Source organism: Gammaproteobacteria bacterium, assembly GCA_041395725.1.
GTDB lineage: Bacteria > Pseudomonadota > Gammaproteobacteria > Pseudomonadales > Pseudohongiellaceae > NORP240.
Map to the genome: position 1 here is coordinate 1,162,630 of JAWKZW010000001.1, position 25,695 is coordinate 1,188,324.

A 25,695-nucleotide genomic window follows, 5' to 3' on the forward strand; every position below is an offset into this window, starting at 1 on the left:
CACAATAATCGCGGGTTTGGAAAATGATTATTAACCGGCTAGGCGATCAGCTTCGGGATCAGAACTGGATTTCCATCCTGATTGAGCTCTTTGTCGTTGTCATCGGCATACTCCTTGCCTTTTGGATAGATGAGTGGAGACAGGAAAGCCAGAATCGTACGATCGAACAGCAGTACCTTCAGGAGATATTGGATGACCTCGAGACCGATCGAGGAAACCTGGAACGCAGCATCGGGCAGCGACAGCAGAGGTTGCCAGCAATTCGTGAAATTCTTGCCGTACTTTCCGATCCGAACGCTTCCCAAGAAGAAGCGACCCGACTTCTGGAACTGGAGAAGTTAGCCTTGGAAGGTTCAGTAGCTTCTTACGTGCCTGCGACTACTACTTTTGACAAGATGCAGACGGCTGGTGACCTGAAAGTTGTACGGGACGATGATCTGTACCGCGAGCTTGTCGAGTACTACGCATTGCGAGCGAATCAACTCTCTACGCTAAATGCTGTTGAAAGCTGGCTTGCTCCCTGGCGGCAACTATCGATGCGACTCTATGGTGCATTAAGCTTCGTACAAGAATCCGATGTTAGCGGTACTCCTCGATTACTTAATGAAAAATACAAGCCTCCTGGTGAACAGATAATTGCACGTACATTTGATGTCGCATCACGAAGGAATGATTTGGGATATCTCAATTATCTTGGAGATATGTATCAACAACAGAGCTTTTTTGAAGTGCGCTGGACGGAACATCTGGCTATCAATCATGTGTTGAAGGATAGAATCAGCGCCTATTTGGCTGACAGATAGCAACCCATGTCTTGGCAAAAGTGTGCTTAAAATAAGCATCAAGCCGAAAGTGATCAATACATATTTAACAGTTCAATCGGTCCGTGCTAATCACAAGACACCACCATTGGCATATCCCGCTGGCGATCCTGCGGGCAGTGATCTCCCGATCCGCTCCAGACTATGAATCCGCCCGCATGGCGCCTCTTTCAAAGTAGAAGCATTACCGGCCGACTCCCTGGTCATTCATTCTTTTGCCAGACAAAGCTAGGTTTCCGCCTTATTAGCTTTTTAGTACAAAGTACTTGACATTAAATACCGAATTACTCAATCTCGACGGTCATGGACGCAAGGCGAAACAAAATCGGTCAGACCAGCACCTCGGCGCTTCACACGAGAGCCGAGGAGAATCTCAAGTATATTCGTGAGTTGATGGAGGGCTCTGCCTCCTTCACCGGGGTATCCGGCAAGGGCTATGTCCTGGCGGGCTGTTCGGCGCTGGTAGCGGCGTGGCTTGCCGACCGGCAGACCACCCAGGAGCTGTTGCTGCTGATCTGGATGGTCGAACTGGTAATCGCCGGCTGCCTGGCTTTTTCCCTGACGATCGCCAAGGCGCGCCGCCAGGGAGAGTCTCTCTGGTCATCGACCGGCAAGAAGGTACTGCTGGCTTTTCTGCCACCTATGGCAGCCGGCGCAGCGCTTACGCTGTTTCTGGCACGCCAGGAGGCGATTGCCTGGCTGCCGGGTATCTGGCTCAGTCTGTATGGCACAGCCGTGATGGCCGCCGGCGCCTACTCGGTGTCGGTCATTCCCCTGATGGGTCTGCTGTTCCTGGTTCTGGGGTCGACCGTGCTGCTTCTTGAGCTGCCGGGGAACCTGTTCCTGGGGCTGGGAATGGGTGGGCTGCATATCACATTCGGTCTGTTAATCTGGAGGTACCATGGCGGTTAAACAGCAGCAACACGAGACGACTGAAAGCAGCAAGGCTTCTCGCGCCACCAGGCCGATTCTGGCCAGCAGCAATCATGGCGTCGACCTGGACCGCCTGATTCATGAGAAGACCAGGCTGGGGATCGTCAGTGCCCTGGCGGCCAGTAAATACCTGACTTTCAATGATCTGAAGGCCCTGCTGGATATCTCCGATGGCAACCTCAGTGCCCACGCCCGGAAACTGGAGGAAGCAGGCTATATTACCTGCAGGAAAGATTTCGAAGGACGCACTCCCCGTACCCGCTACGCCTTGTCGGCGGCCGGGCGCCGGGCGCTGAAGAATTACATTGGACACATGGAAGCGTTGATCAACTCGGTCAAGAAAACCTGACAGGTTTTTTTTATTAACAAACTTTGCGTTACAAAGTACTTTTTATACCACCGATGATCAGATCCCCGTTGTCAATCAGTCGGCCATTAAACAACTAAAAGGACATTTAAAAGGAAACCTGAAAGGAGACAGCTACCATGGCAAGTGATGCCCAATTGAGCAGTTTTACACAAACAGACAAGCTTCCGGTATTGATTCTATGCCTGGGCGCGGCGCTCGGATTGGTGGCCGACCAGCTGTTCGGGGAGGCAGGCCCGACAGGTCTCGGCTTTTTTCTATGGACCGCACTGTTCGCCTCATCGCTTGGCTGGCTTATTCGCCATCTGTCCAATCTGGGACCTCATCAGGTACTCGGCTGGCTGCTGGCCGCCATCGCTGCGGCCGCGATGATTCTGTTCCGCACCGTTCCCATCCTGACAGCAGGACTGCTGCTGGTGATGATGACAGCCATGGCAATGCTCGTCCTGCAACTGGGCGGGAAATCACTGCTCGAATCCACAATTGTGGAACACCTGCGTGCTCTGCTGATTGTTCCCTTTCAAGCTTTGACTGGTGCCCTCCCGGTGTTGGCAAAAGTGGATCTGAGCGGGGGATTCAGTCACCCCCGGTGGTGGTCCATCCTGCGGGGAACGCTGCTGACGCTCCCCCTTCTGGTGGTTTTTGGCGGGCTGTTCTCGTCGGCGGATGCAGGCTTTGCAAAGCTCGCCAGTGGAATGTTCGACATTTTCTCGCCCGCGACGCTGCGGCACCTGGCTTTGACCCTGGTCTTCGCCTGGCTGTCTACGGGGCTGCTGGCCAGTAGCTGCGGTAACCGATTTTTCTTGCAGCGTAACCAGATTCGGTTGCTGAAACTCGGGACAGAGGACACAGCGGTACTCATGGGTGCGCTGGCCGGGCTATTCCTGCTATTTGTATTCCTGCAGCTTGGCTATCTGTTTGGTGGCAGAGAAACGATCGAGGCAACCAGTGGGCTTACACTGGCCCAGTATGCCCGGCGTGGTTTCTTTGAACTTCTTATGGTGGCAGGTCTCACTCTTGGACTGTTGATAGGAGTGGCAGGGTCCGGGTGCAACCAGCGCGTGTTCCGTCCGCTCGCGTCGGTGTTGCTGGGCTGCGTCCTTGTCATCCAGGCCTCTGCCGTTCAGCGTCTGCTGCTCTATATCTCGGTGTTCGGATTGTCCATCGACCGGCTGGTCGCACTGTCGGTACTGCTGTGGCTGGCCACAGGATTATTACTGTTCGCCGGAACCCTGTTACGGGGTCAGACCAGGCGGTTTGCCGCCGGGATGACCGTCAGTGGCGTTGCGGTGGTTTTCCTGTTATCACTCGCTAATCCGGTCGCCATCGTCGCGCGAGTCAATATCGGCAACGCGACTTCTCATTCCGAGCCTCTGGATACCGGCTACCTGTTGGCCCTGGGTGCCGATGCTGCCCCTGCCCTGATCACGGCCCCGGATACCCTGACGATACCGACACATCAATGTGCGGTGGTCTTTCACCTTTTCACCCGCTGGTATGGTGCCCCACGGGCCGGTTGGCGCGGGGAGCAGGATTGGCGTAGCTGGAATTACAGTCAACGCCGGGCCGCCAACCTTATTGAGAACTATGAAGCCAGGCTGAAGGTTCTGGCTGCCGACTGCATCGTGGATGGCCGTTTAATGAATGCCCAGGGCGTGCTGCAGGAAGAGCTGGTTATAGACGGGCTGCCGGTCAGCGCAGAACGTCTCACTGGCTGGATAAATACCGATCCCTGATCCAGGGCAGGCACCCTGGCCCTCTCGTTGGCCATAACAACAGCAGCGGCAGGAACTTGGATCACACCACTATACCTCCTATACTCCTGATGGGAGTAAATAACAGCTTATGTCCGACAATAATCAGAATGGCGCAGGGTCCACACCACCGCAGGGGCAACAGTCGATAACAATCGAGGAAGGCCTGTCCATTGCGTCACAATTACAGGCCGGCGGACGCCTGGGCGAAGCGGAGAGAATTTACCGGCAGATCCTGCAGGCCGACCCTACTCAGCCCGCAGCCCTGCAACGGCTCGGCGTGCTTGCACACCTGGCGGGTCAAAGCGATGTGGCGATCAATCTTATACAGACAGCCATCGCCAACCTGCCTGATTATTACGCCGCCTATAACAACCTGGGCAATGTCTATCGCGAAACCGACGACCTGGCAGCCGCTGTAGCCAGTTACCAGAAGGCCGTAGAGATCAAGCCTGACTACTTCGAAGCCTGGAACAACCTGGGCCTTGCGCTGACCCTGCTGGGCAGGCAGGACGAGGCCGCAGCCGCCTACCGCCAGGCGGTCAGCATTCAACCGGACTTCGCGGACCCCCACAACAACCTGGGTAATATCCTGCTGCAGCAGCGCCAGTACAGTGAGGCGGAGGCCTGCTATCTTGAAGCTATCAACAGGAGACCGGATTTCGTCGAAGCGCACTGCAATCTTGGCGCGGTATTGAAGCTGCAGGGCAGGCTTGAAGAGGCGATAAACAGTTTTCGCAAAGCCATAGCGATACATCCCGAGCTTGCCGACTCACATAACAAACTGGGCGTCGCACTGCAGAAAATGGGCAGGCTTGACGAGGCAGAGGCCAGCTACCGACAGGCGATTACCCTGCAGCCTGGCCTGGCGGCAGCCCATAGCAATCTGGCCAACGCGCTGGAGCAGCTCGGCAGACTGGAAGAGGCCATCGCCAGTTATCGCAGGGCTCTGGAAATTCAGCCGGATTATGCGGAAGCGGCCGGCTCGCTGGGTTCCGTTTTACTGCGCTTGGGAAAATTGGCGGAGGGGCTGGCCATGGAGCAGGAAGGCTTTGGGGTTATCCGTTTCGATCTTGAGCAGGGCGTCTCCCTCCACTAGAGTAAACAGGCATGCAGCGCATAGAACTGACACCGAATCACCCGATACCCCACTTCATAGGCAGCTGGTTAATGGAGCCGGTATCCCTCTGCGATGAGCTGATCACTTTTTTTGAAAATCACGAGGAGCTTAAGACCCGCGGCCAGACCGCTGGCGGCCTCAACCTGGAATCGAAAAACTCCATCGACATGTCTATTCGTCCACGGGAACTGGAACGGGACGACCACAAACCGCTGCGCGACTACCTCGATGCCCTGTTCGCCTGTCATCGGGATTATCTGGAGCAATGGCCATTTCTTAAATCGGTCATGCCGCGGGTTGAGATCAGTTCATTCAACATTCAACGTTATGATCCCGGCGGTCATTTCCAGAAAGTACACTCGGAACGCACCACGGTAGGCACATCCCATCGGGTGCTGGCCTGGATGACCTACCTGAATGACGTGGAAGACGGCGGTGCCACTCACTTCGTTCACCAGGACATGGAGATTCAGCCGCAGAAAGGCAGGACGCTGATCTGGCCAGCCGAATGGACCCATGCCCATGCCGGAAAGATACTGAACGCCGGCCGGAAATACATCATTACCGGCTGGATGCATTTCCCACCGTAGGCTCGTCGTGCTGGCCGCGAAAGTCCTGCAATAGTCCACTTCAGATAGGATAGATGGAAAAACCGCCGGGAAGGCTGGCGAAGAGTCAGGCAGAGAGGCAGGTGAAAAGCCAGGAGTCAGGTGCAAAGCCAGGTGGAAGATCGGGTGCCAAGTAAGGTGGAAAATCAGGTGCAATGACTATGAAAAAATCGGGCTGGATGAACTGTCTCCAAGTAAGAATCCGGGCTCTGCGATTCCTGCTCTGCGCGATGGCCGTGTTAACTCTGAGCTATTGCAAGCCAGAAGTTGCCGGGACACAGCAGGCTGCTGAGGCAGTCATTGACCCGATGGCCAGCGATTTTTTCTTTATGCGTAATCCGGAGATTCTCGAAGACCTGCTGGAGCAACTGACCATCCACGGGGTGGAATATTGGGTGAACGAAGACGATAGCATTGGCTTCTATGTAAAAGACACCCGGGAAGTTGACCGCATAGCCAATGAGGCTATCAATGTCTGGATCACCAGCCAGTGAGGGCCTGGCTGTAAGAGTCTGCCTGATAGTGTCTATAGAATTGATTGGCGGAATGGCCGTCGGGTGTCCGGTGTCCGGTGACAGCCAGGTCGGCTACCGGAAATCACCCATCAGCACCAGGCTCCTGATGGACTGCCTCTAAGCCCTTAAGCCCTGGTCATCGCCACATTGCGCTTAGTCTGTTCGGCCATAGCGAGGTAGCTATAGGTATTGTTACTGCGTTTAAACTCACTCATCTCACGGCATATTTCGTGGTACTCGTCCGCAGTGAGTAAATGCTTCTGCTCTTTCAAATTAAAAACAAAGCGATGATTCGGGTCATTACCAGGATCTGTTGTGTATTGGAGATCCTTGGTATTGGGAAGCAGCAGACCTTCCCGCTCCGCGATGTCGTACAAAGGTGTGCCACGCAGGGGAATATAAGTAAAGAAGGTAAATATCTCTGGCTTGATAAGTTTGTTCAGCGCCAATGTCTGACGCATATTGTCAGCCGTTTCCAGGGGCATGCCTGTCATGTTGAGCGTTAAGCGCGCAATGCCGGCGTTCTTGCAGTTTTCAGCCGCAGTAATAATCTGCTCATTGGTCATCTTGCGACCCAGCATTTCTCTGCGGTATTTCTCGTCACCACTTTCAATACCGAACCATATGGTGTCGCAGCCCACTTCAGCGGCCCGCTGACAGAATTCTTCGTTCATCACCTCGACGCGGGAGTTGATCGCAAAGGGTAATTTTACGTGCTCCTTGTAAAGATCAAAGAAGGCCCGCACGAACCTCAGGTTGGAAAGAAACAGCTCATCCCAGAACTCAAAATACTCCACTCCGTGGGTGTCTCTTAATCTCACCAGTTCCTTTACCAGGGCTTCAGGGTCATATTTTCTTAAAAACGTTTTCTTGGTTTTCCAGCCCTCCAGAAGAGGAGTGTTACAACAATACGTACACCGATAGGGACAACCCCGCCCTGTCATCACCGGAAAAACCAGGATTTCCTGGGGGCCCATCATGGAGGTGACTACCTGTCTGAAATCGCCGTCGACAGAGAAAATATCGTAGTCCGGAAAAGGCAGGGCGGTTAAATCGGCTGTCTGAACCGGCTCATCCTTGAAAATCTCTCCATTGTCCAACTTTTCCCACATACCCAGCATCGGCCCTGGTTTGGTCCCTTTCAGGAACTGCACCAGATGCCCCATGGCATATTCACCATCGCCCACGCAAATAATGTCCACGTCCTTGTTGGAGATTGTTTCCTCCGGCGACAGCATGGGCTGATAGCCTCCCACCACCAGTGGTAGATCCGGCATTACCTCTTTAACTTTTTCAAAATAAGACCTGATCGGGTACCAGTGAGGACTCATGATGGAAAACGCAATCAGATCCGGATTAAGCGCCTGGATATTTCTGGCAAAATTTTCCGGCGAGTACTTCTCTGCATCCCGCATCAATAATATGGGCATCAGGGTCACATCGACCCAGGGGAATTCCCTTTTCAGGTAGGCGGAAATACTGGCCAGAGGCATGGATATTTCATTGCAGTCGACCGCATAGAATGACAAAACCAGTGACAGCCGCTCCGACTTGACTTTGCCATACCATTTGGATTTGTGATGGTCGTAGACAGGCTTATCACTCTCTATCGCGATAATTTCTGGCACAGCACTCATGAATATACCTCTTTGACCTGTCGTTGCAGACTGAAACCCGGCGAGTATAGCATAGCCAACGCTGGCTCTTCTGCAGAGAGAGTGCCCCGCCTGACCCGATTTTCGGCCAGATCAGCAGGATTGCCCAGGCGCTCTTTATCAAGCAAAAGGACCGACAGGGGACACACCCGGGCACATTGCCCCTCAGCAGGGCCTGCGCGAAAATGCCTGCCGACACGCCGGTCTGGAAATCAGCTCCTCCAGAAAGATTGACATCCAGGCATCCACGCCAGAGCCAACCCGTGAAGCTCATTCGCCTGCCACACGAAGCATCGGTCAGTCGGTCAGGTACATCATCCTCGGTGCCTTCCGGTAAATTTCAGGATGGGCTTGCACATAGGCATCCAGCAGGTAGTCGAAGTACCCCAGGTTGAACAGGACAATAGTCTTTAACCGATCCAGGCTGAACAGCTGCCGGCCCTGGGTGATTGTGACAAGGTGTTGATAATATTCTTTGAGATTCGCGTCCTTGATCTGATTTGTGCCGCTTGCCAGCGACTCGAGATAGCCAGTGGGGAGAGTCCTTGGGTAGTGGCTGACGCGCCAGTCGGAGGAGACCGGCAGCCTGGACAGAAGCGGATCCGCAAGGGCCATATCGTCGACCACCACGGTACCGGGCTGGATAAAATAGCCGAACATGCCGATTGCGCCGTAGACTATCACCGGCTCCCCGGATTCGTTGGCGGCTCGTGCATCTGCCGGGTAGGGGCCGCCCGGGAACGGCTCGTTCGGGTCTCTGCCGAAGTAGAAGCCCAGTGAGCTTACCGCCGAATGTATTCCCCGGGCATCAACAATTCCACTTCGCGACGCTTCCCAGTCCGCCGCCCATTCCAGCCAGGTTTTCGTGCGGTGATTGAAATCACTGGCTATGGGCGTGTGGTAATAGAACACGGCATACATCAGCCATGCCAACAGCCAGCCGGCCTGGGCTTTCCGATCCGCCAGAAGAGGCGCCAGCTGATAGCAGACCAGTACGGCGGCTACCAGGAATGCCGGAGCAAAAAACCGCCCGCGCATGTAATCGCCACCGGCGTAGATCACATAGAGAACACTTAAGGCGATTCCCACCGCAAGATAGGCCAGCGCGGGCTTCCGGCCCGTCAGGCCGAGACCGGCGGCTGCCAGCAGAACGACCGCCGAGATGGAGTCCCACCTGGCCAGATCGAGCAGATAGCGAAGCCCCTCCCTGACGAGGTCCACAAACTCCAGCCCGGTACCCAGTTTTGCATAGGCCGTGTTCGGAAAAGGGAAGCCGAAATACAACAGGCTGAACCCCGTCCAGAGCCAGAACGGTGCCGAGTAGATAATGCAGATCAGTAACAGCTCCCTTGCCCGGAATTCCCTGCTGGCACGCCAGAGGTAATAAAGAAAAGCCGGCAGGCAGAGCATCAGCAGATCGTGTCGTGTGAGCAGCAGAAGAGCAAACACCAGCACCAGCCGGTGCAACGACGCCCTGGTTATGTGTTGCCTGCAGCCTGACAGGTAAAGAAAGACAAAGACCGTCAGCAGAAAATAGATCAGCGGGTATTCCAGTCCGGAAGTCGTGTAATCAAAGAAGGACGAAGAGATCAGCAACAGGCTGCAGCAGGCCAGCCAGCTGAAAGTGGATTCGAACAGTTTCCAGAGGAATGCCAACGAACCAAGAAAAAGCACATAAGAGAGGACGATAACGTTGGCATACAGGTGCGAAGAAAACAGACGACTGGCCGCCGTAACGAGCAGCCAGAGAGGGCTGGTAAAAACCTGCACACGTTCACCGGGATTCCAGACCAGGCCCTGGCCTCCGAAAAGCTGCTCTATTACCCGGAAATTAATGTAGGCGTCTTCAGACACCCAGCCATTAAGAAAAAAAACCACACTGAGCAGGAGGAGAATCGCCAGGGGATAGAACCGGGAAATTTTTTTCAAACTACTGACAGCATCAAGCACTGTGATCGACTCTACCTGGTTGCTCCAAGTCAGCTGGGGGGTTGTTTCGACACCTGGTCAGCAAATTATCAGGGGCTGCGAAATGGACCCAGCACCCGCTTGAAGAGTGACTTCCTGCGTTCCTGCGCGAGGGCCGGCTCCACATCCTCCGCCACCCCCTGCTCTGTCTGGGCTGGGGCGCCAGATCGCGGCTGCTCAGCGGACCCTGGGTCATGGGCCGCGACCTCAGACGCAACCGGCGTGGGTTCAGCGCCGGCCGGAATCGCAACTCCGGCGGCGTCAGATTCGGGCACTACGTCATAATTGAGCCGATTGTTCGCCTGCTGGAAGGCCAGCATTTCGAGGCAGATATCGTGGTACTCGCCGGCACTGAGAAGCTCCGGCCTTTCCTTCAGATTCAGGGTGAATTGCCTGTCGTTCACTGCTGACAGATATTGCAGATCTTTCTTGCTGGGAATCAGCAGCCCTTCTTTTTCCGCCAGTTCGTAAAGCGGTGTGCCCCGGAGGGGAATATAGTTGAAGAAGTAAAAATGCTCGGGGGCGATTCGCTGATTGAGACGCAGGGTTTCGCGCATGTTATCGGCAGTTTCCAGCGGCATGCCAACAATATTGAAGGTCAGCCTGTTGATTCTCGCTTTCCTGCAATTTTCAGCGGCATCGATGATCTGCTGATTCTTCATTTTCCTGCCGAGCATCTTAGCCCGATAGGTTTCATCGCCGCTTTCTATGCCGAACCAGATGGTGTGGCAACCAGCCTCTGCCGCAGTCTTACAGAATTCCTCGCTCATTACCTCAACACGGGAATTGATCGAAAACGGCAGACGAATTCTGTCCCTGTAAATCTCAAAGAAGGCTTTGACGAATTTCAGATTGGACAGAAACAGTTCGTCCCAGAATTCGAAATAGCCGACATTGTACTTATCCCGTAACCGCTCCAGCTCTGTCACGAACGCTTCCGGGTCATACTTCCGCAGGAAGGTTTTTTTATTGCGCCAGCCTTCAAGCACGGGCGTGTTGCAGCAGTATGTGCATCGGTAGGGGCAGCCCCGACCGGTCATCACCGGCAGAACCAGCTTGTCCTGGGGACCTACCATCGAGGTATTGACGTCCCTGAAACCCCCGTCTTTCTGGAAAATATCGTAGTCAGGGAAAGGCAGTGCGGCAAGATCACCGATCTGATGCGGCTCGGTTTCATACACCGAATTGTCCGCCAGCTTCTCCCACATGCCGTCAACGGGGCCAGGCTTGGTGCCCCGCAGGAACTGCACGAGGTTGCCGATGGCGTACTCGCCATCGCCTACACAGATAAAATCGATGTTGGGGTTCTGGATGGTCTGTTGCTGGCTGAGCATGGCCTGATAACCGCCTACCACGACAGCAAGCTCGGGCATCTGCTTTTTCAGCTGCTCGAAATAAGGTTCCAGAGGAAACCAGTGCGGACTCATCACGGAAAAGGCAATCACATCGGGATTTAATTCCTTGATCGCTCGAGCGTAGTTCTCCGGTGAATAAACGTCGGCATCACGCAGGATCAATACCGGATACAGAGCGACATCAACCCAGGGGAAATCCCGCTTCAAATAGGCCGACATGCTGGCGATCGGCATCGACACTTCGTTGCCATCCGGTGAATAAAAGGCGAATACCACCCGCACTTTCCCCGCTGAACACTTGCCGAACCACCTGGATTCCTCCTGGGGGTAGCGGGGACGTTCTGTGCTTGCGGCTATTACATCAGCCCTGGAGTTCATAAGATTCCCTGTGCTGCCATCAGTCGAGCCGGCATCTTGCGCCGTATCGACCCATTGACGAGGTGACAGTCTCTGTCACTGTTTTAGCGACCGGACAGACCGGGAGTATAGCATTGCTGGCCACGATAACGATATTTCGCCACCCCTGCGAGCCTGTCGGCACCTGGCTGCCGATGCGCCACCCCGAAGGATCTGCTGCTGCCCCACCACGATACCAGTGCCCCGGCGAGAAATCAGGGGGCGCCGTGTAAAACACAGCCCTGATCAGGCCCCGTCATGGGTAGCGAATATCTGGCGGATAGTGCTGCGGGGCGTCGCCTGGTGGCAGGCAGGAAAAAGCCGAAACGCCGACCGAACTACTCCGCCCCCATCGATAGAGGTATACTGCCACGGATCTGCACGGGCGTTCGGCTGGACAGAACGGCCCGGGGAATTGGCACATGAGAACACAACACTAACGAGGAGTAACCGATGCGCACCCTGCTTACGCTGTTCAAGATAAGCGCCGCAGTACTGTCTTTTTCTGCTGTGATTACAACAAGTCATGCCCAGTCTGCTGACGAGCCCCTGGCGATACTGATCCCCGGAGGTGGCACCTACAGTTACCCCATCTCCACCGACAATGACCAGGCACAGGCCTTTTTCGACCAGGGGCTCAGAATGGCGTGGAGTTTCTACTTCCCGGAATCCATTGCCTCCTACCAGGAAGCGGCGCGGCTGGATCCCGACCACCCGATGCCCTACTGGGGCCTCGCTCACGCCATTGGCCCGAACCCCAACAGCCGCCGGACGACCCCCAGGGCACCGGCCTGGAAGCGATCCGCACCGCACTGAGTCTCGCTAACAACGGTACTCAGAAAGAGCGCGACATGATCAATACCCTGTTCGTGCTGTACAACAAGGACGCCATCCCCGACAGCCGGGAGCGCGATCTGGCCTATGTCAATGCCATGCGGGAGCTGAAAAACAAATACCCGGATGACGCCGATATCGCCACGGTCTTTGCCGAGTCCTACATGAATACCACCCGCTGGGACTACTGGGACATCGACGGCTCGCCCCGTGGCGGCACCGCAGAAGCCAAGGCGGCGCTGGAAACGGCCATGACCCTTGAACACGATCATCCCGGCGCCAATCACCTGTATATCCATCTGATGGAGATGTCAGCGCAACCGGAACTGGCCATGCCTGCCGCGCAGAAACTGGAAGCGACGGTGCCTATCTCCGGCCACATGGTGCACATGCCGGGTCACATTTACCTGCGCGTGGGCGAATACGAGAAAGCCATCGATATTAATGAAAGGTCGCAGATCGTTGACGACCAGTTCGCCGAAATCTGGGGCGACAACAACTTCCCCATGATCGGCACCTATCCCCTGTCACACAAGATTCATAAGCCACATGCCCTGGATTTCGTGCGCTACGCCAACCTGCTGCAGGGTAACTATGCTGCTGCCTATGAAGCGGCCGATCGCAATGCTGCCAGCGCCAGTGCCGCTGACGGCCGTGGCCTGAAAAATATCGCCCACGAATGGGTTACCGACAAGGTATTCGGCAAATGGGAGAAAATCCACGCCGACAACGCAGCCAACAGCCAGCACACTCTGCCCTACCTGAAGGGCATGTGGGCCTACGTAATGGGCAGCGCCCACGTGGCTATGGGACACATGGCACCGGCTGAAGCGCAGCTTGCCCTGATTCGCGAACAGATCCAGGCTGACGGTGTCAATGACTCGGGCGTCGGACCGACACCCGCCTCCCATGTACTGACCCTCGCCATGCACGCGCTGATGGGTGAGATCGAAGAAGCCAAGGGCAATCTTGAGACGGCCATCCTGCACTACGGCCATGCCGTGGACTTCCAGGACAACCTGAACTACACCGAGCCGCCGGACTGGTCACAGTCCATGCGCCTGTACCAGGGAGCTGCTCTGCTGAAAGCCGGGCGCGCCGCGGAAGCAGAATCCGTCTATCGCCGCGACCTGGAATGGAATCAGCAGAACCCCTGGACCACCTTCGGCCTGTACAAGGCCCAGGAAGCCCAGGGCAAAGAGCAGGAAGCCATCATCACCAGGCGGCAGTTCGAATCCTGGTGGCGCAACGCCGATGTGGAACTGGAGTACTCAAGACTCTACTAGCGCATAAATGGGGTCAGAGTAAAAATACAGTGGTTTGTGGAGGGTGCTCCTGACAACCACAGAGTATTTGATTAGCCCCTTAGTGTCCCGCTGAGCCGGACCCGATGACGATAGTCACCGGGTCCGCTTCAAGCCCTCTGCTTAACTGGTTCTAGAAGCGAGCCGACAAAGTCAGGCGTGCCAATACCGGCGCGCCAGGGGTGATATTGTTGTCATTGTGAGCAGTGAACCAATAGTCCTCGTCTGCCAGATTTTCTATATTCAGCTGCACATCAAACTGTTCGTTCAAATTGTAGAACAGCCCCGCATCAACCCGGGTATAAGAAGGCAATACCACGGCGTTGCTGATAGAAGCATACTGCTCATCCTGGTAAATAACACCCAGCGCCACATCCAGGCGGTCGGTGAGGCTCACCCGGTTCCATAATGATGCACTGAAGTCAGGCACCAGCGGCGGGGCCCGGCCGGCCGGGGCCGAGCTGGTGGTGGAACTGATCTCCGCTTCCTGGAAGGCCATGGCGCCAATCAGATTCCAACGCGGCGTCAACTCGCCCTGCACGGCCAGCTCCACACCTTCGGAGCGCTGCGAACCGGTCAGCACTATCGTGCCGGGCTCGAAGCCGGGCGCACGGGTATTGGTCCGGTCCAGCTGATACAGAGTGGCGCTGAGGAGCAGTCGATTGCTCGGCAGCCAGCGTACGCCCACTTCCGCATTCTCGAACTCCTCGGGTTCCAGAGCAGCCGTGTTGGCGTCGAGAGAACTGAACTGATCTCCTGACTGGGGCAGATAAGCCTTGCTCCAGCCGCCAAACAAAGAAACGCCCGGCAGCGCCTCCCAGACCAGCCCGACCCGCGGTGACACAAAATCGTCTTCCCTGGAGAAGTTGGAGGCGCCGGCCCTTCGGTCATCGAAGGCAAGGTCAAAGCGATCCCAACGCAGCCCCAGCACGGCTTTTAACTGGCTGGTAATTTCTATCTGGTCCTGGACCAGCACGGCAAACAGATCCAGATCGTTGACGTTATCCCTGGCGGGAGCAATGGAGAAGTCTGGAGTAAAGTCGCGACCACGATCAGCAAGGCTGAAAATGCCCGAGTCCGTATTTACGCGGCGATTCTCACTCTCCTGACGACCCGATTCGACACCGAACAGCACTGTATGGTCCCAGCCTCCCAGTTCGGTCTCCCAGATCAGGTCGGCCTGGCTGAGAAGATTTTCACGGTCAGTCCCGTTGTCGTAAGAAGTGATACGTACAGTGTTCGCCACCGGGTCTACCGGACCGCCGGCGAATACATTGTCGTAAAATTTCGAATAGTCCCCGTAGGAAAGTGTGCCGCGGAAGGTCAGGCTGTCGCTTATCTGATGGGTGACCACGCCACGCAGCGTCGTCACGTCGATCTCGCTATTGGACAGGTCCGCATTACCGAAGAATGTGTCTACCGAACCGGGCCACGGGCGGCCGGCCTGAGAAGGCACGCCCCGATCGACCGTGCGCTCGTCGGTGAAGTGTTCGGCGAACAGGTCGACCCGGGTGGAGTCGGTCGCCTGAATCCGCAGTGTAGGTGCGATACCCCGGCGGGAGATCTCCACCTCGTCGCGGTAGCTGTCACTCTCCTCCACCACGGCATTGATACGCCCGGCGATACTGTTGGTCAACTGCCCGCCAAGATCACCGGCAAGCCGTGAATAACCGAACATCCCCGTGCCGATATCGAAACCGGTGATCGCGTCACCAGTGGCCGCTTTACTCACCCGGTTGAGGGCGCCGCCGCCATTACCGCGGCCAAAGACCAGCGCCGAGGGACCCTTGATGACATCCACGCGCTCCACGTTGTAGAGATCGCGCAGGTACTGTAGATCATCCCGCATGCCGTCAACGAAAAAATCGGAAGTGGTGATATTGCCCCGGAAAACCGGTGCATCCCTGTGCCCTTCCCCCTGTCCCATGGTGACGCCGGGTACGTAGCGAACCAGATCACCGAGGCCGTTCATTGCCTGGTCTTCGATAACATCACGCGTGATCACATAAATTGACTGGGGGATGTCTTCCAACGCTGTCGAGGTTCTGGTCGCCGAGCTGCTGTCTTCTTCACGGTAGGAATTGCGAGTGCCGTAGATGTAAATGACTTCTGAGGAGGCTTCAGCCGCCGACCCGATCGCCGCGCTGGAACTCCCCGTCGGCTGCCTGGTCGGCTGGGCCGAAAGAGAATTGGAAACCACACCCGCCATAACCAGAGCAGCGAGTGAAACCGAAAGTTGCAAGAGCTTCATTGACAATACCTTTACGCTTAATCAGGATAAACACTAATGAGAATTATTGCTTGTTGGTAATAATTCTCATTCGCGACTTTATTGCATCTGATTGTGCGAGTCAACAGGGTTGCAGGACCACGACAGACCGTGACGTTGAACAGCCTGCGCCGTTCATCGATCACCTGGACACAGAACAATTGCACAACAACCTGCGTGATAATTTTCAAGCCAACGCCCGCCAGAACCAGCCAGCTGGAGCCTCGTACACACAGGCGTTATGTTCCACGAGTACTGAGAGCACAACGCTCATAATGACGCTTGACGTTATTATCGCTGCGCGTTTCTATCTTGGGCATGATCGTTTTTTCAAATGCCCTTTTACAGAATCGCTTGCCAAAGGGCATAGGGTAAGAAGGTTTGATATTGAACGTATTGCTCTTCGAAAGATCAGACAGTTGCAAGTGTTGGAAAAGCTGGAAGATTTAGGAGTACCGCCAGGTAACAGGCTTGAAGCACTGAAAGGCCATCGAAAAGGACAATACAGCATTCGAATAAACGATCAATTTAGAATTTGCTTCCGGTGGACCAAAGCTGGAGCGAGTGATGTAGTGATAGTGGATTATCACTAGGAGTTTATTTATGAGGAAAATACAACCAGTATCTCCAGGTGAATTACTGAAAGATGAATTCTTAGAGCCCATGGGAATTTCTCAATACCGCCTTGCTAAAGAGATCAAAGTACCGGCTCAACGCATTGGAGCAATCATTTCTGGAAAGCGCTCTATTACTGCAGATACCGATCTGCGACTTTGTAAGTTTTTTGGCCTTTCCAATGGCTATTGGCTGCGGGTGCAAGCTGCCTACGATACTGAAATTGCAGAAGATGAATTGGCAGAAGAGTTAAATCATATTCGACCCTGGAGAGAAGTTTCCAACGCAGCCAACCAAGGAACATAACGAATCAAAAGGGCGGGCGGTATCCAGCGTGAGATTCGCCGGCCGAGATGGCGTTCGCTACATCTTTGGGTGAAGCACCCAAGGCCAGGAGTGATTTCATGATCAAGTCAATTGAAACGCTTGGGTCGCCTGCTTCCATTTTTGCTATTCGCGACTGGCTGGAGTGAACCATTTTGGCTAATTCGATCTGGCTCAATTTGTTCTGGAGTCTGCGCTGCCGCAGGGTATGGCTCAGGGCAAGCTTCATCTCAATATACGCAGACTCTTCTGGGGTAAGCCCCAGAAATTCATCAGCGTTACCGACTTTCCATCCGGCTGTCTCTAATTTCGTTCGCTTACTTGCTTGCATCGTCATACATCCTGAAGCGTGATTTACATACATCAATGACTTTCCTGGGCGTTGCTTCTGTTTTCTTCACAAACACGTCGGCAATAACTACGGAATCCGGATCAATTCGGTACACTATGCGCCAAATCTTGTCACTATCCGTAATTCGCAGTTCGTGGCAATGGGTGCCGATTGATGGCATTGGCCTCGATTGCGGCAGAGACAGCTTTTCTCCGCGCTGCAAGCGCCGCAGCAAATAGCCTGCTTCCAGTCGACTGGTTGCCGAGAATGGCGGCGTCTTTACTATTCCATGTAGCCAAACGAGTGGCTTGTCCTTCGGACTCATGGGGTGCAATATATGTCTAATATGACATATTTTCAAGTGCCCTGGTCCGGGTGCTGCATAACCAGGCCGTTAAGTCGCCCTTCGGGCTCGGACGGCAACTACGCTGCCGCCCCTAACGGCGGTGTTATGTGCTCGTAGCCTTTGACCCAGCCAGAAGCCCCTATTGACGATAATGTCAATAGTGATATCACAAGGATGTGGCGAAAGCTCAAGATATTCGCGGCCAGATGCGGGAGAACCCCAAGGGCTTTAAATTCAGAGACTTATGCAAAGTGGCAAAAGGTATTGATCGATACACATATCGGGTAACCTGGTCCGAGGAGGATCAGAAGCATGTGGGGCTGTGCGTTGGGTTTCCCAGCCTGAGCTGGCTTGCCGAGAATCCGGAGAAAGCGTTGCAAGGCATCCGAATGCTGGTCTGTGAATGCATTGACGATATGAAGCAGAATGGGGAAGAGATTCCCGAGCCGCTCTCTTCGAAACCCTACAGCGGGAAATTCATGGTCCGTGTGCCGCAGGAGACACATCGGATGCTGGCGCTTGACGCGGCCGAGTCAGGCGTAAGTCTGAACCGCCCTGTATCGAGCAAACTCAATTGAACCCGCATGTCTCAATCAATTCCATGCGACCAGCGATGCTCGCGCGTGAATAAGGGCGCCAGGATGAAGTATGAGCCCTGAATTCGTAGCTATATTGGAAGAAAGAGAGCAGCTGGTACGCTGGTTTATCCTGCTGCCTATCTGCCTGGGGTTCCTGGCTTTGCTTGTTTCAGCCGTAAAATCTCGGAAGGGCACAGCCTTCCTTTATAGTACTCTCCTGGCAATAGCTTCTGTTGCAATACCTACTCTTCTGGGTGGTTTGTGGTGGGACGAATTAAGCGGCGTGGCCACAAGCCACGAAGAGGCAGAATGGATATTAAATCATGATGGTGGCGGACTGCTGATTGCGGCCCTCTATGCGACCCTGCTGGCTACTGTATTCTGGATTGCCGCGGTATTGGTTTTATCTATTCGGATTGTGATTGCCAGAATGCGAAAGTCCAAAAAAGAGCGATGTCTTGACGCCCCAGAATCATCCTGACAATCGCATGAAACCGGGCAACTGATGAAGAGCGTTAGCCTGTGGTTAGAGATCGAGGCCCAATGAGACCCACGCGATACATACGAGAAGCCACACCTGAGGATTCTGACAGTCTTAAAATGTGTATGCACGCAGCATACTCGCCCGTCGAGGAAAGACTTGGAGGAGTACGACTTCCACCGATGGACGTAGATTATTCTTCCGAGATAAAAAACTTCCCAACCTGGGTTGTCGAATCCGATGCGGGTATTATTGGCGGTCTAATCATGTCATTCGAAAATAACCAGGCATCTATAGCAAATATTGCTGTTGATCCGATGTTTCAGGGACAAGGAATAGGCGGAGATTTAATGGGTTTTGCAGAATCGATAGCAAGAGAAAACAGCTTTTCTGAACTGCAACTCGCTACTCACCTATCACTTGAAGAGAATATATCGCTGTATCGACATCTAGGATGGGAAGAAATAGGCAGAGATGAGACCAGAGTTTTCATGAAGAAACTTTTATGAGCCCTCACGGAAGAATCCCATAGGATCGCCTAAAATGTGCATGCAGCCGGACCAGGCCACGCGTTACGCTCGCGGCTTGGCGACCACTATTCACCAGTGTCCGGATGGGATCCTTCGAAAATTTCCAATGAAGATACCCACGGCAGGATGTTATGCGTGGGAATTCGATTCTTTGCTGTAACTATGGGAATCGGTGGCATTCTGGTTCCCCAAGGTATTCGACTGTGTGCTATTTATTGTGGCTGCCGTACAGTTACCGGCGATACCTCCTGTGTACTGCATGATTAAAGCAAAGAAAACTGACAGCCGCTAAGAACCCACAACCATCACAACTGAATCCTCAGTTTCATGCCTGAACCAGATCCAGCGAAAATTATGGTCTTTCAAACCCCAGAAGACCTTGGGCGGTGGCTCAAGGTAAATTACGCCACCGAAAAAGAGCTCTGGGTGAAAATATTCAAAAAGAAGACTGGCATCGCAAGCGTGACCTGGGATGAGGTCGTAATTGAGGCTCTTTGCTGGGGCTGGATCGACGGAGTAAAGAAGTCAATCGATGACCAGGCCTATTTACAGCGTATTACCCCCCGGAAAGCACGAAGCAACTGGTCAAAAAGGAATAGAGAGCATGCGGAGCGCCTGATTGGCGAGGGCCGAATGACTGAGTTTGGGCTGGTGCCTGTTCATGCTGCGAAAGAGGATGGCCGGTGGGAGAGTGCCTACGTGGCGAGCGAAATGAAAGTACCAAAAGATTTCCTGGCGGAACTGGAGAGCCAGCAAAAGGCGAAAAGATTTTATGAAACTCTCAATAAATCGAGTCGCTATGTCATCGCGTACGGATTGGAAAGTGCCAGGAAACCCGAAACCAGACATAAGCGGTTTGCCAGGTACATGGCTATGCTGGCGCGCGAAGTAGATCCGGGCTCTGGCGTCAAATAAGCGAACATGGCACAACAATTGGCTCCCAGGATCATCCCGGCCACAGAAACCTAGAAGCGCCGGGTCAACGCCACCACCAGAAAAGCCTGGGTGGGCTCTACAGTCAGGGAGCTGTCGTCGGCATCGTTCATCAGCCGACCGAGGCGGGCGACGCCGGTGAATCGCCAGGTATCGCCAACCGGAAAGCTGACCAACCCCTGCACACCGACACTCTCCAGACCGCTGCCGGCATCGAAAGCTGCGAGGCCGCTGGCTGCACTTTCCCGTTGGCTCACACCATAGAGAGCTGACATGTAGCGGTCGTCGCCAAACCTCAGGCTGGGTCCGATGCCGGCGAAGGCGCGATTGCTGATTGCAAACCGGTAACTTGCTGACAGGTTGCCGTACATCCCCTCATGGCCGGATGCAATCGCCTTGGCAAGGCTGGCCTGAAAGGACCAGGGACCGGTGTCGTACTCAGTGCCAATGCGGGTTTCAAGCCCGATTCCGAAAGTGTCGATACCGCTGACGTCCTCCGGGTCACGATTCTGAAAGCCCGGACCGACGGCGGCTGACAGGGCAAATCGCGCTCCATTCTCAAGACGCTCCCGAATCAGGTAACCGCCGAAACCCTGTGGCACACTGAAAAACAGCTTGGTGCCTCGGGCATCGACATAGCGGACATCAAAATAAGGTACCGGCAGCACCCGATAATCCTCTGCGCCCTGGTACTCCGGGTTGGCTATCAGACCAACGCCGAGATCGGTCTGCCAACCGGTTTGGGGCATGGGAGCAACAGGGCGGGTCTGCTCTTCGCCAGCGACCGCCGCAGTGGCAGTGAGTAATAGCAAGGTCCAAAGCCAGGCACGAAGTCCATCAGGCATCTAAAGTCTCCAGAGTTCAATAAGGGTCACAGGGCAATCAAAAGCGATCGGGCAGAATTAATTGTCTGCAGATCCTGAACACCCCCGAGTGACTGAGCGTCCTCAATGTTCCCGAGCGGCAAAATAGGCATCGCTACAGGTACGCAAAGCCCTGGTCGGGTTGATATTCCGGGGTATCAATACGACTGATTGCCGCAATTAGTTTTGTTGACTACTCATGGAATGCTGGTACAGAGAGAATTATTGCGGGGTCCGAACGAAGGAGCATATGTCTGCTTCATCTTTTTTGTTACGAACCGGGATCAGAAAAGCTCTTTGCCTGGCAACGCAGGCTTCGGGGTTGGCTGGAACGCACTGCCTGATCGATGGATGAGAAGGCACCTGATATACAGGTTGTTGAAATATTGAAGGGTTGGACTTCTACTGTTGTATGAAGCCCAACCCCTCCCCTGCTGCGGCAAATAACAGCGAACTCTAGAACACAGGAAAACAAACGCTGAATTGAAATCCCTGCTTCCCGCTCTATTCTTTCAGCTCCGCTGAAAAAGAACCCATAGCTGCGCCATTGCCGTAATCAACGGTACCGTTAATAGTGCTTCCCACCAGCTTTCCCTTATAGACAGCAGAAATCCCATAGTCCGGAAGGTTATGACTGAATGTCACAACCTCGTCTGCAACCGTGCCCGTTACGGACGCGTTGCCGGCATCACCGGTCACAGTCCCTTTTATTGTTTCCCCTTCCTGCTCCAGGACAAAATTCATCATCCCGGAGCCTGCATCAGTCATGACTGTCACTGCCCAGCTTCCAGAAACCTCAGCTCCGATCGCCGGCATTGCAGTTGCGGCTAAAAAGACTGTTGTTGCACAAACTCTCAGTAGCAATTTTTCATATTTTTGCATCATGTTCTCTCCTGTTGTTTCTATCATTTACAGAGTCAGTCAGCACACTGGCAGCTGTCACTGATCCAGTTCATCGGCAATCAGTTCCAGATACGCCGTCTCCAGCCTTTCGATAGCTCTGATATACCCCGCTGGATCGACAAAGGTTTCCGGATCATAAGCCTGCCCCGGCTGGTACTTGTCGTGCATATTGTACTGGCTGTTATGGGCTGCAACCCACACATCAACGTCCAGTTTTTTCTGCCTGTTGTAGGTAGTGGCGAAATCGACCGCGACATTGTCGTAGGTTGGCTCGACGACCAGGTGCTTACCACCGTTGATGGTGCCCATATTGATGATCCCCACATTGTAGTCACGACCTTGCTCATTCACCTGGAAGGTATAGCTTGAGCTGCCCTCCGTATGACCCGGATGCTCGTGCACGGTGATGCGCAGGTCACCAAGCGTGATGATGTCATCCTGACGAATGATGCGGTCCACTGCCACCGGCGCGAAGCTCTCACGGCCGCCGAAATGGGCATCGCTGAACCCGCCGTCTTCCAGCACGCGAGCGTCCTCCGGTGTGGCCCACACCTCAGCACTGGTAATCTGCTTGATCTCCGCCATCGCCGCGGTGTGGTCCCAATGGGCCTGCATGGTAAGGATGATGCGCACGTCTTCCAGGCGGAATCCCAGCGATTCGATGTTGTTCCTGATGAGCGTGGTGGAATCTGCCAGCCCCGTGTTGATAAGTATATGGCCTTCCTCAGAGGTAATCAGGAAGACGCTCAGATCCTGCAGGCCCACAGCATAAAGGGGCCCGATGATGCGGAACGCCGGAAAGGGTGTGACCCAGCCCGCCGGTGGATCATTCTGAGCGTTGACCAGCGGTGTCAGAAACAGCCCAAAGCACAGGGTCAGGGCTGGAATAAGGTGGCAAATAGTGCGTTTTGGCATAGCGAGTCCTCTTCTTAGTGCAGGTTAATGCGGGAAGGATTATTCTGGCCTGCTGTGGCTACAATCTACGCGCTAGCCTGGCTTAGTGCAATGGCATTCGATGTTGGCCCTTTTCATGCATGATTGTTCAGTCAACCCTGTCATTGTTTGAAATACCGCTACGGGACCACTAAGCTATTTCGTCTACTACAAAAGGTACCTTTTCAACAGCCGGCCAGGCGCAATCACTGCAAATCTCCCTGCATAGGCAGAAATACCACTGTGAAAGCGCCTCGCTCCAGCAATTTATGCAATGATTGCAAAACAACCGACAGCACAAGAATCCAGAACCAGAACCAGAACCAGAACCAGAACCAGAACCAGAACCAGAACCAGAACCAGAAATCATAAGGATTAGACATGCATTCCCCAAGTTTACTCTCCCGGTCAACCGTTACCGCTCGCGGAGCCTTTCTGCGAGCCCTGCTGGCCTTGATACTGTTATCAGGCTTAGCTCCCGCCCAGGCACAGGACTTGCCGGCTATCAGCAGCACCGTAGCCGATGCGACGGCCATGGAGGGTTATTTCAACCTTTACTGGGACGAGAGCACAGGCAAACTGTACTGGGAGATCGACAAACTCGATACCGAGTTTCTCTACCAGGTCTCCATGGGTTCCGGGCTGGGCTCAAACCCCGTGGGCATCGACCGCGGCCAATTGCGGGGCACCTATGTATTGTCCGCCCAGCGGGTCGGGCCACGGGTACTGCTGGTCGAACCCAACTACCGCTACCGGGCGACCAGCGACAATGCTCTGGAAGTGCAGGCCGTGGAAGATGCTTTCGCGCCCTCGGTTATCTGGGGATTCGATATTGTCGCCGTCACCGGCGACAGCGTTCTGGTGGATGCCACCGATTTCTTTCTGCGTGATGCACGGGATGTGATTGGCCAGATTGCCCGAAGCGGCCAGGGCAGCTTTTCCCTGAGCAGTTCGCGCAGCGCCATTTACCTGGACAACACCAGGGCCTATCCGGAAAACGTGGAAGTCGAGGCGATGCTGACCTTCACCAGCAGTAACCCGGGCAATCTCGTGAACGCGGTAGCGGCCACCGGCAACGCCATTACACTGCGCCAGCATCACTCCATCGTTAAACTGCCGGACGACAATTTCAAGCCACGCATCGCGGATCCTCGTATTGGAACCAACGGCCCAACAATTCAGGATTTTGGCACCACAATCGACACTGACATGCAGGTACGTCTGGTAGCCAGGCATCGGCTGGAGAAGGCAGATCCTGCCGCGGCTCGCTCCGAAGCGGTTGAACCGATCATTTATTATGTCGACTCCGGTACACCGGAGCCCATCAAGAGCTCCCTCATCGAAGGCGCTTCCTGGTGGAACCAGGCCTTCGAAGCAGCGGGCTTCATCAACGCGTTCCAGGTGCGGGAACTGCCCGAGGGCGCCGACGCCCAGGATGTGCGCTACAACATGATCCACTGGACCCATCGTCGTACCCGGGGCTATTCCTACGGCGGTTCGGTACAGGACCCGCGCACCGGGGAAATCATCAAGGGGAACGTCAACCTGGGCAGCCTGCGGTTGCGACAGGACTACCTGCATGGTCAGGGCCTGGTCCCGGCATTCGACTACCTGGCCGAGGTGGCCAACGACACGACGGCATCGGTCAACATGGCCCTGGACCGCGTGCGACAGCTATCCGCCCACGAGGTAGGCCACACTTTGGGTTTCCCACACAACTACCTGTCCAGCGCCTACGGGCGTGAGAGCGTCATGGACTACCCGGCACCTTTGGTCGAAATCGACGAGGACGGCCAGATTGATCTGTCCAATGCCTACGTTCAGCGTATCGGCGAATACGACAAGCTGGCCGTGCGCTATGCCTACGAGCAGTTTGCTCCCGGCGCTGACGAGGCTGAAGAACTCGCAAAAATCGTGCAGGAAAGCCTGGACCGCGGCCTGCTGTTCATGGCGCACGATAACAACAACTTCGTCGGGGCCGGTCACCAGTTTGCCGGTGTGTGGGACAACGGTGACAACCTGGTCGATCACCTGAAACACGAAATCGAAGTGCGCCGCATCGGCCTGGAAAATTTCAGCGAGGCGGTCATCCGCGAAGGCGAGCCGCTCTCCAACCTCGAGTTCGTCCTGCTGCCTCTGTACATGCACCATCGTTTCCAGCTCAACTCCGCGGCTCAGAGCATCGGCGGTGCGGACTACAGATACGCTGTGCGGGGTGACGGGCAGATCCCGTTCACCATTATCGACGGAGAAGAACAGCGCGATGCCCTGGAAACCGTGCTATCCACGCTGAGCCCCGAGTTCCTAGCATTGCCACCCTCGCTACTCCAACTGCTTCCGCCATCTGCCTACCGATACACCAGCGGTGAACCTTTCCCTGGCCGCACAGGGTTGCTGTTCGACCCCCTGGGCGCCGCCGAGGGCTCGGCCATTCTCACCGTAGAATCCATTCTGCACCCGGCACGCATGGCGAGGCTGGTGGCTTACGGCAGCATGGGAGACTACCCGAGTCTGGAAGAAGTCGTCGCGCGCTTGCTGGCAGTAACCTGGGGCGCCGAAACACCAGATGATGACTATCACGTGCAAATTCTCCACGTCGCTCAGCGCACGACCCTTAATGAACTGATGGAACAGGCCGCCAATCCCGCTAACGCAGGCAAAGTAAAAGCCGTGCTGGCCAATGGACTTAACCAGTTAGCCAACGCGCTCGAAAGCAGAGGCAATCCAAACGCCCATCAGGCCTCAGCCGCGGCGGATATTCGACGCTGGCAGCGGGACCCGGCCAGCGTGATATCCGGACCGGCTCTGCGCATGCCCCCGGGTGATCCTATCTGAGACTGATGCGGAAACTGGGCAGCACCAAAGCAGACTGCGAGATAAAGGAAATGGAGAAAGCATACCGATCTCCATTTCCCTTTATCACTCGCAGACAGGGAAGCCGGGTAATTTCGCGAAATTA

General features: G+C 54.9%; 25 protein-coding genes. 16 read left to right on the forward strand and 9 right to left on the reverse strand.

The features are described 5' to 3' along the window. The first annotated feature begins 23 nt into the window (after window positions 1–23). The 7 genes from R3F50_05180 to R3F50_05210 all read left to right on the forward strand — a co-directional run bounded on the left by R3F50_05180 (window position 24) and on the right by R3F50_05210 (window position 6,097). Window positions 24–803: a hypothetical protein gene (locus tag R3F50_05180; GenBank protein ID MEZ5489696.1), complete on the forward strand. Its 780-nt coding sequence runs from the start codon at window positions 24–26 to the stop codon at window positions 801–803. Between the two features lie 321 nt (window positions 804–1,124). Then, on the forward strand, window positions 1,125–1,733 hold the full coding sequence (locus R3F50_05185; protein ID MEZ5489697.1) for a hypothetical protein: 609 nt from the start codon (window positions 1,125–1,127) through the stop codon (window positions 1,731–1,733). Next, window positions 1,723–2,103 carry a transcriptional regulator gene (locus tag R3F50_05190; GenBank protein ID MEZ5489698.1) on the forward strand — a complete coding sequence of 127 codons (381 nt, stop codon included), beginning with the start codon at window positions 1,723–1,725 and terminating at the stop codon, window positions 2,101–2,103. Before R3F50_05185 ends, R3F50_05190 begins: the two co-directional genes overlap by 11 nt. A gap of 137 nt (window positions 2,104–2,240) precedes the next feature. Then, complete coding sequence (locus R3F50_05195; protein ID MEZ5489699.1) at window positions 2,241–3,857, forward strand: DUF4173 domain-containing protein; 1,617 nt, start codon at window positions 2,241–2,243, stop codon at window positions 3,855–3,857. Window positions 3,858–3,966: 109 nt separating this feature from the next. Further along, entirely contained in the window at window positions 3,967–4,974 is a 1,008-nt protein-coding gene (locus R3F50_05200; GenBank protein MEZ5489700.1) for a tetratricopeptide repeat protein, read from the forward strand. Window positions 4,975–4,985: 11 nt separating this feature from the next. After that, window positions 4,986–5,585, forward strand: a complete 600-nt coding sequence (locus R3F50_05205) for a 2OG-Fe(II) oxygenase (GenBank protein MEZ5489701.1) — start codon at window positions 4,986–4,988, stop codon at window positions 5,583–5,585. Between the two features lie 179 nt (window positions 5,586–5,764). Next, window positions 5,765–6,097, forward strand: a complete 333-nt coding sequence (locus R3F50_05210) for a hypothetical protein (protein MEZ5489702.1) — start codon at window positions 5,765–5,767, stop codon at window positions 6,095–6,097. 146 nt (window positions 6,098–6,243) lie between these two features. Here the strand turns inward: R3F50_05210 and R3F50_05215 are convergent, their stop codons facing one another. The 3 genes from R3F50_05215 to R3F50_05225 form a co-directional block, all read right to left on the reverse strand. Beyond that, a complete protein-coding gene (locus R3F50_05215) occupies window positions 6,244–7,755 on the reverse strand; it encodes a radical SAM protein (protein ID MEZ5489703.1) in 1,512 nt (503 codons plus the stop codon). 315 nt (window positions 7,756–8,070) lie between these two features. Then, window positions 8,071–9,702 (reverse strand): hypothetical protein, encoded by a 1,632-nt coding sequence (locus tag R3F50_05220; GenBank protein ID MEZ5489704.1) that lies wholly within the window; start codon window positions 9,700–9,702, stop codon window positions 8,071–8,073. 89 nt (window positions 9,703–9,791) lie between these two features. Next, the gene (locus R3F50_05225; protein MEZ5489705.1) at window positions 9,792–11,474 is read right to left on the reverse strand and encodes a radical SAM protein; all 1,683 of its coding nucleotides are present in this window, start codon (window positions 11,472–11,474) and stop codon (window positions 9,792–9,794) included. Between the two features lie 471 nt (window positions 11,475–11,945). Here R3F50_05225 and R3F50_05230 point away from each other — a divergent pair, with 471 nt between their 5' ends. After that, a complete protein-coding gene (locus tag R3F50_05230) occupies window positions 11,946–12,308 on the forward strand; it encodes a hypothetical protein (protein ID MEZ5489706.1) in 363 nt (120 codons plus the stop codon). 35 nt (window positions 12,309–12,343) lie between these two features. Next, on the forward strand, window positions 12,344–13,612 hold the full coding sequence (locus tag R3F50_05235) for a hypothetical protein (GenBank protein ID MEZ5489707.1): 1,269 nt from the start codon (window positions 12,344–12,346) through the stop codon (window positions 13,610–13,612). A gap of 151 nt (window positions 13,613–13,763) precedes the next feature. On the opposite strand, the gene R3F50_05240 is transcribed toward R3F50_05235, so the two are convergent. Further along, window positions 13,764–15,881, reverse strand: coding sequence for a TonB-dependent siderophore receptor (locus tag R3F50_05240; protein ID MEZ5489708.1), 2,118 nt, complete (start codon window positions 15,879–15,881; stop codon window positions 13,764–13,766). Window positions 15,882–16,174: 293 nt separating this feature from the next. On the opposite strand from R3F50_05240, the gene R3F50_05245 reads away from it, so the two are divergent. Together R3F50_05245 and R3F50_05250 are read left to right on the forward strand one after the other, a co-directional pair. Next, on the forward strand, window positions 16,175–16,492 hold the full coding sequence (locus R3F50_05245) for a type II toxin-antitoxin system RelE/ParE family toxin (GenBank protein ID MEZ5489709.1): 318 nt from the start codon (window positions 16,175–16,177) through the stop codon (window positions 16,490–16,492). 10 nt (window positions 16,493–16,502) lie between these two features. Further along, window positions 16,503–16,820 (forward strand): HigA family addiction module antitoxin, encoded by a 318-nt coding sequence (locus tag R3F50_05250; GenBank protein MEZ5489710.1) that lies wholly within the window; start codon window positions 16,503–16,505, stop codon window positions 16,818–16,820. Between the two features lie 4 nt (window positions 16,821–16,824). Here the strand turns inward: R3F50_05250 and R3F50_05255 are convergent, their stop codons facing one another. Beyond that, the gene (locus tag R3F50_05255; protein ID MEZ5489711.1) at window positions 16,825–17,169 is read right to left on the reverse strand and encodes a helix-turn-helix transcriptional regulator; all 345 of its coding nucleotides are present in this window, start codon (window positions 17,167–17,169) and stop codon (window positions 16,825–16,827) included. Beyond that, window positions 17,156–17,494: a type II toxin-antitoxin system RelE/ParE family toxin gene (locus tag R3F50_05260; protein ID MEZ5489712.1), complete on the reverse strand. Its 339-nt coding sequence runs from the start codon at window positions 17,492–17,494 to the stop codon at window positions 17,156–17,158. Before R3F50_05260 ends, R3F50_05255 begins: the two co-directional genes overlap by 14 nt. A 227-nt stretch (window positions 17,495–17,721) precedes the next feature. On the opposite strand from R3F50_05260, the gene R3F50_05265 reads away from it, so the two are divergent. From R3F50_05265 to R3F50_05280, 4 genes are all read left to right on the forward strand, one after another. After that, window positions 17,722–18,093, forward strand: coding sequence for a toxin-antitoxin system HicB family antitoxin (locus R3F50_05265; GenBank protein MEZ5489713.1), 372 nt, complete (start codon window positions 17,722–17,724; stop codon window positions 18,091–18,093). A 70-nt stretch (window positions 18,094–18,163) separates the two neighbouring features. Further along, the gene (locus tag R3F50_05270) at window positions 18,164–18,574 is read left to right on the forward strand and encodes a hypothetical protein (GenBank protein ID MEZ5489714.1); all 411 of its coding nucleotides are present in this window, start codon (window positions 18,164–18,166) and stop codon (window positions 18,572–18,574) included. 182 nt (window positions 18,575–18,756) lie between these two features. Beyond that, window positions 18,757–19,083: a GNAT family N-acetyltransferase gene (locus R3F50_05275; protein ID MEZ5489715.1), complete on the forward strand. Its 327-nt coding sequence runs from the start codon at window positions 18,757–18,759 to the stop codon at window positions 19,081–19,083. 348 nt (window positions 19,084–19,431) lie between these two features. Next, entirely contained in the window at window positions 19,432–20,019 is a 588-nt protein-coding gene (locus tag R3F50_05280; protein ID MEZ5489716.1) for a YdeI/OmpD-associated family protein, read from the forward strand. Window positions 20,020–20,069: 50 nt separating this feature from the next. Here R3F50_05280 and R3F50_05285 read toward each other — a convergent pair whose 3' ends face one another. The 3 genes from R3F50_05285 to bla form a co-directional block, all read right to left on the reverse strand. Next, on the reverse strand, window positions 20,070–20,882 hold the full coding sequence (locus R3F50_05285) for a MipA/OmpV family protein (GenBank protein ID MEZ5489717.1): 813 nt from the start codon (window positions 20,880–20,882) through the stop codon (window positions 20,070–20,072). A 522-nt stretch (window positions 20,883–21,404) separates the two neighbouring features. Beyond that, on the reverse strand, window positions 21,405–21,785 hold the full coding sequence (locus R3F50_05290) for a hypothetical protein (protein ID MEZ5489718.1): 381 nt from the start codon (window positions 21,783–21,785) through the stop codon (window positions 21,405–21,407). A gap of 54 nt (window positions 21,786–21,839) precedes the next feature. Further along, complete coding sequence (gene bla / locus R3F50_05295) at window positions 21,840–22,718, reverse strand: subclass B3 metallo-beta-lactamase (GenBank protein MEZ5489719.1); 879 nt, start codon at window positions 22,716–22,718, stop codon at window positions 21,840–21,842. Window positions 22,719–23,117: 399 nt separating this feature from the next. Between bla and R3F50_05300 the strand changes: the two genes are divergently transcribed. Next, entirely contained in the window at window positions 23,118–25,571 is a 2,454-nt protein-coding gene (locus R3F50_05300; protein ID MEZ5489720.1) for a zinc-dependent metalloprotease, read from the forward strand. Window positions 25,572–25,695 lie beyond the last annotated feature (124 nt).

What these genes read in the sequence shown, in the direction of transcription:
- R3F50_05235 (MEZ5489707.1), top strand. Translation starts at nt 12,344, where the DNA reads ATGATCAATACCCTGTTCGTGCTGTACAACAAGGACGCCATCCCCGAC.
- R3F50_05225 (MEZ5489705.1), bottom strand. Translation starts at nt 11,474, where the DNA reads ATGAACTCCAGGGCTGATGTAATAGCCGCAAGCACAGAACGTCCCCGC.
- R3F50_05255 (MEZ5489711.1), bottom strand. Translation starts at nt 17,169, where the DNA reads ATGCAAGCAAGTAAGCGAACGAAATTAGAGACAGCCGGATGGAAAGTC.
- R3F50_05300 (MEZ5489720.1), top strand. Translation starts at nt 23,118, where the DNA reads ATGCATTCCCCAAGTTTACTCTCCCGGTCAACCGTTACCGCTCGCGGA.
- R3F50_05185 (MEZ5489697.1), top strand. Translation starts at nt 1,125, where the DNA reads ATGGACGCAAGGCGAAACAAAATCGGTCAGACCAGCACCTCGGCGCTT.
- R3F50_05290 (MEZ5489718.1), bottom strand. Translation starts at nt 21,785, where the DNA reads ATGATGCAAAAATATGAAAAATTGCTACTGAGAGTTTGTGCAACAACA.
- R3F50_05205 (MEZ5489701.1), top strand. Translation starts at nt 4,986, where the DNA reads ATGCAGCGCATAGAACTGACACCGAATCACCCGATACCCCACTTCATA.
- R3F50_05250 (MEZ5489710.1), top strand. Translation starts at nt 16,503, where the DNA reads ATGAGGAAAATACAACCAGTATCTCCAGGTGAATTACTGAAAGATGAA.
- R3F50_05245 (MEZ5489709.1), top strand. Translation starts at nt 16,175, where the DNA reads ATGACGCTTGACGTTATTATCGCTGCGCGTTTCTATCTTGGGCATGAT.
- R3F50_05210 (MEZ5489702.1), top strand. Translation starts at nt 5,765, where the DNA reads ATGAAAAAATCGGGCTGGATGAACTGTCTCCAAGTAAGAATCCGGGCT.
- R3F50_05240 (MEZ5489708.1), bottom strand. Translation starts at nt 15,881, where the DNA reads ATGAAGCTCTTGCAACTTTCGGTTTCACTCGCTGCTCTGGTTATGGCG.
- R3F50_05285 (MEZ5489717.1), bottom strand. Translation starts at nt 20,882, where the DNA reads ATGCCTGATGGACTTCGTGCCTGGCTTTGGACCTTGCTATTACTCACT.
- R3F50_05230 (MEZ5489706.1), top strand. Translation starts at nt 11,946, where the DNA reads ATGCGCACCCTGCTTACGCTGTTCAAGATAAGCGCCGCAGTACTGTCT.
- R3F50_05280 (MEZ5489716.1), top strand. Translation starts at nt 19,432, where the DNA reads ATGCCTGAACCAGATCCAGCGAAAATTATGGTCTTTCAAACCCCAGAA.
- R3F50_05275 (MEZ5489715.1), top strand. Translation starts at nt 18,757, where the DNA reads ATGGACGTAGATTATTCTTCCGAGATAAAAAACTTCCCAACCTGGGTT.
- R3F50_05190 (MEZ5489698.1), top strand. Translation starts at nt 1,723, where the DNA reads ATGGCGGTTAAACAGCAGCAACACGAGACGACTGAAAGCAGCAAGGCT.
- R3F50_05265 (MEZ5489713.1), top strand. Translation starts at nt 17,722, where the DNA reads ATGCGGGAGAACCCCAAGGGCTTTAAATTCAGAGACTTATGCAAAGTG.
- R3F50_05180 (MEZ5489696.1), top strand. Translation starts at nt 24, where the DNA reads ATGATTATTAACCGGCTAGGCGATCAGCTTCGGGATCAGAACTGGATT.
- R3F50_05195 (MEZ5489699.1), top strand. Translation starts at nt 2,241, where the DNA reads ATGGCAAGTGATGCCCAATTGAGCAGTTTTACACAAACAGACAAGCTT.
- R3F50_05215 (MEZ5489703.1), bottom strand. Translation starts at nt 7,755, where the DNA reads ATGAGTGCTGTGCCAGAAATTATCGCGATAGAGAGTGATAAGCCTGTC.
- R3F50_05200 (MEZ5489700.1), top strand. Translation starts at nt 3,967, where the DNA reads ATGTCCGACAATAATCAGAATGGCGCAGGGTCCACACCACCGCAGGGG.
- R3F50_05260 (MEZ5489712.1), bottom strand. Translation starts at nt 17,494, where the DNA reads ATGAGTCCGAAGGACAAGCCACTCGTTTGGCTACATGGAATAGTAAAG.
- R3F50_05270 (MEZ5489714.1), top strand. Translation starts at nt 18,164, where the DNA reads ATGAGCCCTGAATTCGTAGCTATATTGGAAGAAAGAGAGCAGCTGGTA.
- bla (MEZ5489719.1), bottom strand. Translation starts at nt 22,718, where the DNA reads ATGCCAAAACGCACTATTTGCCACCTTATTCCAGCCCTGACCCTGTGC.